This window comes from Rhodococcus sp. KB6, from assembly GCF_001445685.1.
GTDB lineage: Bacteria > Actinomycetota > Actinomycetes > Mycobacteriales > Mycobacteriaceae > Rhodococcus_F > Rhodococcus_F qingshengii.
Genome location: NZ_LNAK01000151.1, coordinates 375,039 through 384,210, shown reverse-complemented (window position 1 = coordinate 384,210; position 9,172 = coordinate 375,039). Strand labels below are relative to the sequence as shown.

The 9,172-nt window shown below is 61.6% G+C and carries 9 protein-coding genes; 6 read left to right on the top strand and 3 right to left on the bottom strand.

Annotated features, from left to right (window positions below; genetic code table 11):
* Together ASU23_RS34060 and ASU23_RS27485 are read left to right on the top strand one after the other, a co-directional pair.
* Nucleotides 1-124, top strand: a 124-nt coding sequence (locus tag ASU23_RS34060; RefSeq protein ID WP_156423201.1) for an acyl-CoA dehydrogenase family protein, incomplete at its 5' end; no start/stop codon positions are given.
* Between the two features lie 156 nt (nt 125-280).
* Nucleotides 281-1,915, top strand: a complete 1,635-nt coding sequence (locus ASU23_RS27485) for an acyl-CoA synthetase (RefSeq protein WP_058039109.1) — start codon at nt 281-283, stop codon at nt 1,913-1,915.
* 6 nt (nt 1,916-1,921) lie between these two features.
* Here the strand turns inward: ASU23_RS27485 and ASU23_RS27480 are convergent, their stop codons facing one another.
* Genes ASU23_RS27480 through ASU23_RS27470 form a run of 3 tightly spaced genes read right to left on the bottom strand, consistent with a single transcriptional unit; the run spans nt 1,922 to nt 5,474 of the window.
* Entirely contained in the window at nt 1,922-3,250 is a 1,329-nt protein-coding gene (locus ASU23_RS27480; protein ID WP_058039108.1) for an amidohydrolase family protein, read from the bottom strand.
* A 40-nt stretch (nt 3,251-3,290) separates the two neighbouring features.
* On the bottom strand, nt 3,291-4,268 hold the full coding sequence (locus ASU23_RS27475; RefSeq protein WP_003942293.1) for an isopenicillin N synthase family oxygenase: 978 nt from the start codon (nt 4,266-4,268) through the stop codon (nt 3,291-3,293).
* A 15-nt stretch (nt 4,269-4,283) separates the two neighbouring features.
* Nucleotides 4,284-5,474 (bottom strand): nitrate ABC transporter substrate-binding protein, encoded by a 1,191-nt coding sequence (locus ASU23_RS27470; RefSeq protein ID WP_082661486.1) that lies wholly within the window; start codon nt 5,472-5,474, stop codon nt 4,284-4,286.
* A gap of 251 nt (nt 5,475-5,725) precedes the next feature.
* On the opposite strand from ASU23_RS27470, the gene ASU23_RS27465 reads away from it, so the two are divergent.
* From ASU23_RS27465 to ASU23_RS27450, 4 genes are read left to right on the top strand one after another with little or no spacing between them, the layout of a single operon-like run.
* Complete coding sequence (locus ASU23_RS27465; protein WP_003942349.1) at nt 5,726-6,508, top strand: ABC transporter ATP-binding protein; 783 nt, start codon at nt 5,726-5,728, stop codon at nt 6,506-6,508.
* Nucleotides 6,505-7,410 (top strand): ABC transporter permease, encoded by a 906-nt coding sequence (locus ASU23_RS27460; protein WP_007731277.1) that lies wholly within the window; start codon nt 6,505-6,507, stop codon nt 7,408-7,410. The genes ASU23_RS27465 and ASU23_RS27460 overlap by 4 nt, the downstream gene beginning before the upstream one ends.
* Nucleotides 7,407-8,477, top strand: a complete 1,071-nt coding sequence (locus ASU23_RS27455; protein ID WP_058039107.1) for an isopenicillin N synthase family oxygenase — start codon at nt 7,407-7,409, stop codon at nt 8,475-8,477. The genes ASU23_RS27460 and ASU23_RS27455 overlap by 4 nt, the downstream gene beginning before the upstream one ends.
* 47 nt (nt 8,478-8,524) lie before the next feature.
* Nucleotides 8,525-9,169 carry a GntR family transcriptional regulator gene (locus tag ASU23_RS27450; RefSeq protein ID WP_007731273.1) on the top strand — a complete coding sequence of 215 codons (645 nt, stop codon included), beginning with the start codon at nt 8,525-8,527 and terminating at the stop codon, nt 9,167-9,169.
* The last annotated feature ends 3 nt before the right edge of the window (nt 9,170-9,172 follow it).

The following is a 9,172-nucleotide window of genomic DNA, read 5'->3' as shown; positions in this document are numbered from 1 at the left end:
CCGAACTGCGACAAACACTTCGAGAGATGTGAAGATTCTCGACATCTTCGAGGGCACCCAGCAGATCCAGCAGCTGATCGTCGCACGCCGCCTGCTCGGAAAGTCGTCCGCCGAACTGAAGTGACGGTCGCACGGACCAGATTCCGAAACACTCCGCCCCGCCACCTTTCGAGGTGGCGGGGCGGAGTGCTCGGTCGCCATCGTGAAACTTCACCACCGAAACCTGATTGCGCATTAGTGTGTAATCAGTCCTACAACGACGCTCGGAAGAGGTTCACGTATGCCCGGATTGGTCACCAAGGTCACTGACACCATCGGCGCGGCGGGGGTCATGTTCCGAGCCGGACTCGTCCCGTTCCCTCGCCTCGATCGCGGACTCAAATCCATTGCAGCCGTGGACAAGTACGGACCCTTTGCCGGGCCGGTCCATGCACACGCCGAGAACGGCTACGACGCGGTGGCGATCATCGACGAGCGCGGCCCCATCACCTATGCCGAGCTCGAGCGTCAGAGCAACGCGTTGGTCCGGGCGTGGCAGGCCGACGGCATCACCTCCGACTCCGTCATGGGTGCGATGTGCCGTAACCATCGAGGCTTGGTCCTGACCATGCTGGCGGCAGCGAAAAACGGAACGAAGCTCGTTCTCATGAACACGGGCTTCGCTCGGCCCCAACTCGTGGACGTCGCCGCGCGGGAGAAGGTGGTCGCCTTCGTCTACGACGACGAGTTCGCGGACATCGCCGATGCCTTGCCGGACGACGTCGTCGTCTATCGTTCCTGGCCAGAGGGCACGGCCGCTGACGGTTCCACGGCAGCTACTCTCGACGAGGCCATCGCCGGACGCACCACGTCGTCGGTGCCGGCACCCGAGAAGAACGGTGGCTTCGTCCTCCTCACCAGCGGCACAACGGGAACTCCCAAGGGTGCGCCGCGTGGCCACACCTCCCCTCTCGCGTCGGCGCAGTTCCTCGACCGCGTGCCGTTGCGCCGCGGACAGACCATGATGATGGCGGCCCCCGCCTTCCACGGAACCGGCGTCTCGCAGTTCGCTCTCGCGTTGGCGCTCGGCCAGACCGTCGTCATGCATCGAAAGTTCGATCCGGAGAACACGATCAAGCTTGTCGCCCAGTACAAGTGCGACAGTCTGGTCGTGGTCCCGACGATGCTCACTCGCATCATCGACCTCGGTCCCGACGTGCTGTCCAAGTACGACACGTCGAACCTGAAGATCATCTTCTCGGCAGGTTCGTCACTCTCACCCGACCTGTGCAAGCGAGTCACGGCCTCGTTCGGGTACGTCCTCTACAACCTGTACGGATCCACCGAGGTCGCAGTGGCCACGGTCGCGACTCCCGAGGATCTGACCATTGCGCCGGGAACCGCGGGCCGCGCTCCGGTGACCTGTCACGTCGAACTGTTCGACGAGAACAACAGGAAGATCACCACCCCACACACGATCGGCAGGATCTTCGTCGCCAGCGGGCTGAGCTTCGAGGGATACACCGACGGGCGCGACAAGGAACGTATCGACGGACTTCTCTCGACCGGCGACGTCGGACACTTCGACGCCAACGGCCTCCTCTTCGTCGACGGCCGCGACGACGACATGATCGTCTCCGGTGGCGAGAACGTCTACCCGCTCGAAGTCGAGAACCTGCTCGCCGATCGCGAGGACGTCTTGGAAGCGGCAGTCATCGGAGTCGAGGACGCCGACTTCGGGCACCGCCTGCGAGCGTTTGTCGTCGTCGCCCACGGCGCCGACCAGAACTCCGACGAGCTGAAGGATCACGTCCGGTCGAATCTCGCGCGCTACAAGGTTCCCCGCGAGATCGTCTTCATCGACGAACTTCCCCGCAACGCCACCGGAAAGCTGTTGCGCCGCGTCCTGATCGAGATGGAGATCAGCGAAGACTGAGCACAGTCACAAAGCGCTGAGCGTGCGGATCAATTCCGCCTCGTCGACGCGAGTGGAGTGCCCGTCGCGGAGTACGACCTCGCCCGCAACCAACACCGTGTCCACTATCTGACGACTGCCCGTCGTGAGAATGGACGCGCCCGGATCTCGTACCGGGAGGCAACCGAAGTCGCGTTCGAACCGAATCATGGTGAGGTCGGCGGGATCACCCACGGAGATCCCGCCGGACCTGGCCGGCAGACCGAGTGCTGCGTTTGCACCGCCGGATGCGATGTCGATCATGGCTTCGAAGCCGAGCAGGTCGGCGCGGCCGCGCGCGGCTCGCTGCACGTAGGCGCCGGTGCGCAGCGTCTCGAGCATGTCCTGAGTATCGTTGCTGGCTGCGCCGTCCACACCCAACCCCACCGCGATCCCCGCGTCGAGGAAACTCGGGACGGGCGCGATTCCGCTACCGAGCCGCATGTTGCTGACGGGGTTGTACGACACTCCGACGCCGCGCTCCGCCAGCACCTTCTGACCACGGTCGTCGAGTTCGACGCAGTGGACCGCCAGCACCCGGTCCCACAAGAACCCATGGGAATCCAGGTAGTCGACCGCGTTCATGCCCGCGTGTTCGGTACACATCGTGTTGTCGGTCTGCGTCTCGAGCAGGTGAATCGAGACCGTCAGGTCGCGAGCCTGCGCGAACTCACGCACTTCCGACATCCCCTCCGGGGTCAGCGAACGCGGGTTCGGTACCGCGACTGCCACGTCGACGCGGGAACCTGCGACGTCGCGCATCATCTGATCCGTATGTGCGAGAACGTCTCCGAGTGGTTGCATGAGCCGCGGATCGAAGCCCCACTTCCTCGTCTTGTCCGCCCGGTCTGCGGTTCCGCGTCCCAGTACGGCACGAATCCCGGTGTCGTGCAACGCCCGGATCACAGCGTCGTGAACCTCGCTGGACGGGTGCGGCCACATGTGTTCGACCAGGGTGGTCGTACCGCTGCGCAATGCCTCCAGCGAGGCTGCGACAGTGGCCGTGTATGCGCGCTCCGGCGTGATCTGAACCGACTCTTCTGCGACCGCGAGTAGCCATTCGAGAAGCGGTGTCCCTTCGGCGATCCCACGCATCAGTGACTGCTGAAGGTGCGTATGGGTGTTGACGAACCCAGGGATCAGATACGCCCCCGATCCGTCCACACTTCCAGGTGTGGCGGTGCCGGTCGACTTCTCGATCGATTCGACCACCCCATTCGAGACGACGACGTCGTGGCCGGTCAGCCATTGCCCGCCGCTGTACAACGTCACGTCCCGGATGATCGCGTCGGTCATGTTCTTGGGCGCGGTAGTCATCGCCAGTTCTCCTGAAAGTGTGTGACGGAACGGATACGGATCAACGCGCGAAGTTCGCGCGCACTCGCTGGTCGATGTAGTCCTCGGCAGTGATCGGCGGGTACTTGCCCGCCGGCCCCTCGATGGTCACGTCGCGGTTCGCCTGAGCGAAGAACGCGAGGCTGTAGCGGGCTCCCCGATAGTCGGTGACTCCGGGACTCTTGACCCGATGAAAATTCGACGGCAGGACGTCATCACTCCATCTCATCAGCATGTCGCCGATGTTGCAGGTGATCGCTTCCTCAGCCGGCACCACTGACGTCCATTCCTGGGTGTCCATCTCCTTGCCCGGGCACAGTTGCAAACCGCCCTGACCGTCACGCTGGAAAAGCAATGTCAGGCAATCGAAATCGGTGTGTGCTCCGGCACGCCACATCCCTTCGACATCTGCGTCGGCGGCAAGGGGGAAGTAGTGGAGTAGTCGCAGTGTGCTCTGGTACGTGTCCACCGACGGGTCATGTGCCCTGGTGAAGAAGTCTCGTTCGAATCCCAGCTTCTCGGCGAAGCACGACAACAGGTCCATCGCAATGCCCCAGCACTTGGCTTCGAAGTCCAGGATCGTTTCGCGGAATCCGCCCAATTCGTCTGCAGTGGGCCACAGATCACCCATATGCGGGCGGGTCACCTGATAGGACTCTTTCTGATCAGGTGTTCCGATGGACGGACGCACCTGCGTCATGCTCTCCCAGCCGGAGTTGAAACCCTTCTTGAGCGGATACTGCGCTTTGACCTCAGTGGGCAGTGCAAAGAATCGCTCGGCCGCCGCGAAAGCCTCGCGGACCTGGTCCAGATCGATCCCGTGATTGACGATTTGGAAGAATCCGATGTCGGTCGCTGCCGACCACAACTCCTCGGCGATCTCGCTGCGCCGGTTCTCGAAATCCGAGAGATCGATTCTTCGGACCTCGCGGTCGGTGGTCTCCGTGCCCAGGCCACCCATGCGGGTCTCGCGGTTGAGTTCTGTCATGTCGTACGTCATTTGCTGTCAGCTCCTTCAGCGGATTCCGATGGACCGATCGGTGAACTTGTCGGTGTAGATCTCTTCTGCAGTCAATGACTGCGGTATCGCCGCACCCCCGTCGTTCAGGATGGGCTTCAGTTCTTCGACGGTGTGAGCGACTCGCGTCATGTCGAACGTGCCGACGGATCCGTCCGCCTCGTTCGCGATCAGGCCCTTCTCTTTCAAGAGTTGGGCACTGAACGCTGCTTCACCCTCGGTGTAGGGAGAGAACGACACGTCCTGCGAGACGACGTCGACAATGGCAGCATTCGCCGTATCCGGCGCTGTGATGTAGTCCGCGGTGGCCTGCTGAATGATCGGAACCAGCTTGCTCAAACACGGGGAGAGTGTCTCGACCTTGTCGGCACGAACGGAAACATTGGACGCGTAGATGTCGAAACCCGAATCTTTCAGCAGGTCATAGGAAACCGGCTTGTCCCACGCCGGCGTCTCCTTCTCGTACGTGTACGGTTCCGAATTCGCGAATCCTTGCTGAGCGATGGTCGGGTCACCGACAAATCGCGAGGGAGCTCCGTCGTAGCTCGTGTCGAGCTGAGACTGCTTCAGTAGGCCTTTCGCCACGAGCCACTGCGGAAACAGTTGCTCCTTGGAAACGACGACACTCGCGTCGGACTTGCCGATATCGGCAACACTCGCCCATTCCGGATGAGACTCTTTGTCCCACATGAGGATTGCCGGGCTGTACTTGAGCAATGGCGTGACGGCCACAACGGGCTGACTTGCCGCTGCCGCGATCACCTGATCGCCGTGCACCAAGCCGAGAGTGATCGAATCGTCGACGTACATCTGGGAGCTGACGGATTGGAACCCGATTGCCGGTCCCCCGGCCCGCAAGGTCAAGTCGACTCCGGTGTCCTTCCCTCCGGCGACAAGAGTCCCGCTGACGGACTTGTCGTCGGTGTCGACCGAATAGCCGGGACCAAGCATCTCGAAGAGCGCTCCCATATCCGACTGTGGCTGCCATTGGAGTTGAACCACAACGTTTTCCGGACAGAGACCCGCTAGGTTCTGAGCCTCGGCAGCTGGTTCGAGAGATTCAGCCTTGGCCGTCTCAGCCTCACTGGAGCTGCACGCAGTCAATCCGATGGCTGCACACATGGCCAGTGCCGCGCCGGCCGCTCCCACACTTCTGCGATTGGAATGCACCTTGCGATTTGAATACACAGCGTCTCCTTCGTGAAAACAATTGGGATGTGGGCGAACCAGGAAGGATGATCCGATGTGCACACTCTGCAGCACATGGATTACATGCAATCGACTAGTTGTTTCCATCAGGTAACGCGCGCCAGGATTCTCGCTTCACCTGCAATGTCACCTCACATTTACATTCAGCAATCTAGGCGACATACATGCAATTCAAGATGGTTCATACATCTTGAAGAACTTTTGCATGCATTATTGAACCGGAGGCTCAGATGGAACTCGCGAACACGATGCAGGATGCCGACGCTCGCAAGCTCACCGCACCGATGCAGATGGTCTTTTCCGATGTCGTCAAGAAGTTCGATACCGGCACTGTCGCGCTGGACGGCATCGATCTGAACGTGGAGCGAGGAGACTTCGTCGCCGTGGTCGGACCCTCCGGCTGCGGCAAGTCGACTTTGTTGCGCATGGCGGCCGGCCTCGAGCGACCGACCAGCGGCGCGGTTGCCCTCGACACCGAATCAGTTGGCTTCATCTTCCAGGAGCCGACTCTCCTCCCCTGGCGAACCGTGCAGGCCAACGTCGAATTGTCCGCCGAACTCGGTGGCGGCGACAAAGCAGCCCGAAAGTTGCGCGCCGACGAGGCAATTCGCGCAGTGGGCCTGGCGGACTTTGCGAAACAACTGCCCAACGCGTTGTCGGGCGGAATGAAGATGCGCGTCTCGTTGGCACGTGCGCTCACCCTCGCACCTGCTGTGATGCTGCTCGACGAACCTTTCGGTGCTCTCGACGAGATGACACGACTGGAGATGCAGGTAGAGCTGCAAAGGCTCTACACCGACAAGGGGTTCACCTCGATGTTCATCACGCACTCGGTATCCGAGGCCGTGTACCTCGCAAACAAGGTGGTCGTCATGACCGCCCGGCCCGGACGAATCCATTCGGTCGTGGACATCGATTTCCCGTACCCGCGTAGCCCGGAACTGCGCTACGACGCCCGATACACCGAACACGTCGCCGAGATCTCGGCCAGTCTCCATGGGAGCTCACGATGACCGAAGTCCTTGCAGTGCAACAGGGCACCACCGCACGCAATTCCGCCGTTCGCACTGATTCTGCGACCGCCGCGCGAGCACAGTCACAGCCCGGACGGCCCTCGCGAATGAGAGCGCTCGGCACCTTCCTGCTCTATCCGCTGCTCTCACTTGCCGGCGCGGTCGCAGCGTGGTCGATCGTCAGCTACCTCGTTCTCTCCCCGGAACGTCGATTTCTCCTTCCGCCGCCGAGTCAAGTACTGACAAAGTCGCTACTCGACTGGAAACACCTCTCTCCCATGCTCGAAGCCCTCGCAGTGACGGCACAGGTAGCACTGGTCGGCTTCGTCGTCGCGGTGGCAGTCGGCGTCGGAACCGGCGTGCTGATGAGCCAGGCCAAGTGGATCGAGCGGATCGTCTATCCCTATGCCGTTGTGCTGCAGGTCATTCCCATCCTCGCCATCGTCCCCCTCATCGGGCTCTGGTTCGGCTACGGCATGACCGCGCGCACCCTGGTGTGCGTTCTCATCGCAGCCTTCCCGATCATCACCAACACACACTTCGGATTGCAATCGGTCGATCGCGGACTGCACGAACTCTTCACCCTAGGCCGCGCCTCGCGTTGGGATCGACTTGTGAAACTCGAACTGCGAGCGGCAATGCCGGCCATTCTCACCGGCATCCGCACCGCCTCCGGCCTTGTTGTCGTCGGTGCCATCATCGGCGACATGTTCTTCGCCAAAGGACAACCCGGTATCGGGACCCTGCTCGACGTCTACCGAAGCCGCCTTCAGTCCGAGGATCTGATCGCCGCGATCGTGATCGCGTCGGTGTTCGGTGTCCTCGTCTTCTCTGCCTTTGGATTCCTCTCACGTGTGCTCGTCGGTAAGTGGCACACGTCCGGCCGCAAGGACTTTAAATGACCCACGAAACTCCTGTCTTCGAAATCCCTACGATCGATATCAGCCCGTACCTCCGCGGCGAGGCAGCGGTTGCAAACGCCACCAACAGCACTGCCTGTGCGGAAGTGGCAGCTCAACTCGATCGCGCGTGCCGGGAGGTCGGATTCATACAGATTGTCGGACACAGCATTCCACGATCGGCGACCGAAGGCCTGGCCGACGCTCTCGACGAGTTCTTTGCTCTCCCACTGACGGTGAAGAACAACTATCGCCGTCCCTCGTCCGAGAACCGCGGCTACTCACCACCGAAATCGGAATCACTCAGCATGAGCCTGGGCGTCGCCGCTGCGAACCAGATGAACGATTTCTACGAAGCAATAGTCGTGGGCACAGAGGTGAGCGACTATCCGGGCGTCGACCTACCCGAGTCCAGCTACGCCGCCAACACCTGGCCCGTGGCCGCGCCCGGATTCCGACCGGCAATCGAAGAGTATTTCCGTCATGCCCAGGGCTTGGCACGAATCCTGATGTGCGCCTTTACCGACGCTCTCGGATTGCAGCCCGGGTACTTCGATTCGATGCTCGACCATTCGATCGACGCGATGAAGATGAACAACTACGCACTGCCCGAGGGCGAGATCCGCATCTCCGGCGACATGACGGGAATGGGCGCTCACACCGACTTCGGAATCTTGACCATCCTGTGGGCAGATCGAGTTCCGGGTCTTCAAGTTCTGAGTGCCGACGGCGTATGGCACGACGTCCAACCTGCCGACGGCGCACTCTTGATCAACCTCGGCGACGCGATGGCACGCTGGACGAACGACCGATGGCGCTCGACAGTGCACCGAGTCGACCCACCTATCGTCGATGGTCAGATCATCCGACGTCGCTCTGCCGCATTCTTTTTCGACGGGAACTACGACGCCGTCATCGAAGCACTGCCAGGGACTCTCACACCGGGCGAAGTGGGATACCCGCCGATCACGATCGCTGAGAACATCGCGGCCAAAGTGGCCGGACTGAAAGGCGCGACGGCGCCCGAGGTCGACAGTCGCAGCGCTGACCGGGTGCGCGCCGCTGGATAGCGCTCCCGGGTACCGTCGACATCGTGCAGGATCGAAGTGAGGACAAGATGACCACCACCGAACGAGCTTTACTCACCGAGTCCGTGCACGAGACGCTTCGCGAACTGATCTTTTCGGGCGAGCTGGCGCCGGGGACACCACTGAGTGTTCCCGCGCTGGCGAGCAAGCTCAATGTCAGTCGAACGCCGGTCCGCGAGGCCGTGCAGCAGTTGATCTACGAGGGCATCGCCGTCCACACACGGAATGCGGGTGCAAAAGTCGATTCGCTGGACGCGGAGTCTCTGCGCGCGGTCTTCGAGGTGCGTGAGGTACTCGACGGTCTCGCGGCGTTCAACGCGACGGCCAATGCCACGCACGAAACCGTGTCACAGCTGAACAAGATGGTGCAGGTGCAACGCGAACTTCTCGAGAGCCCGCCGGATCAGCGTCGGGATTCGAAGCTCGACCTCGAGTTCCACACCTTGATTCGTGAGACTGCATGCAATCACCCGCTCAGCGAAGCCCTGCATCGTCTGGATGGTCAGTCACACCTCTACCGTTCGGACATGTGGAGCCTCGAGCTCAATCGGCGGATCGCCGTCACCGAGCACGCACGTATAGTCGCGGCCATCGAATCGGGTGACGCCTTGGGGGCGAGGACTGCCGCGAGCGCACACGTAGCCGGGCTACTCGTCCGAACAACCCGGACCTGAAGC

Coding starts and splice junctions, on each gene's coding strand:
- ASU23_RS27485 (WP_058039109.1), top strand. CDS start 281: ATGCCCGGATTGGTCACCAAGGTCACTGACACCATCGGCGCGGCGGGG.
- ASU23_RS27455 (WP_058039107.1), top strand. CDS start 7,407: ATGACCCACGAAACTCCTGTCTTCGAAATCCCTACGATCGATATCAGC.
- ASU23_RS27480 (WP_058039108.1), bottom strand. CDS start 3,250: ATGACTACCGCGCCCAAGAACATGACCGACGCGATCATCCGGGACGTG.
- ASU23_RS27450 (WP_007731273.1), top strand. CDS start 8,525: ATGACCACCACCGAACGAGCTTTACTCACCGAGTCCGTGCACGAGACG.
- ASU23_RS27460 (WP_007731277.1), top strand. CDS start 6,505: ATGACCGAAGTCCTTGCAGTGCAACAGGGCACCACCGCACGCAATTCC.
- ASU23_RS27465 (WP_003942349.1), top strand. CDS start 5,726: ATGGAACTCGCGAACACGATGCAGGATGCCGACGCTCGCAAGCTCACC.
- ASU23_RS27475 (WP_003942293.1), bottom strand. CDS start 4,268: ATGACGTACGACATGACAGAACTCAACCGCGAGACCCGCATGGGTGGC.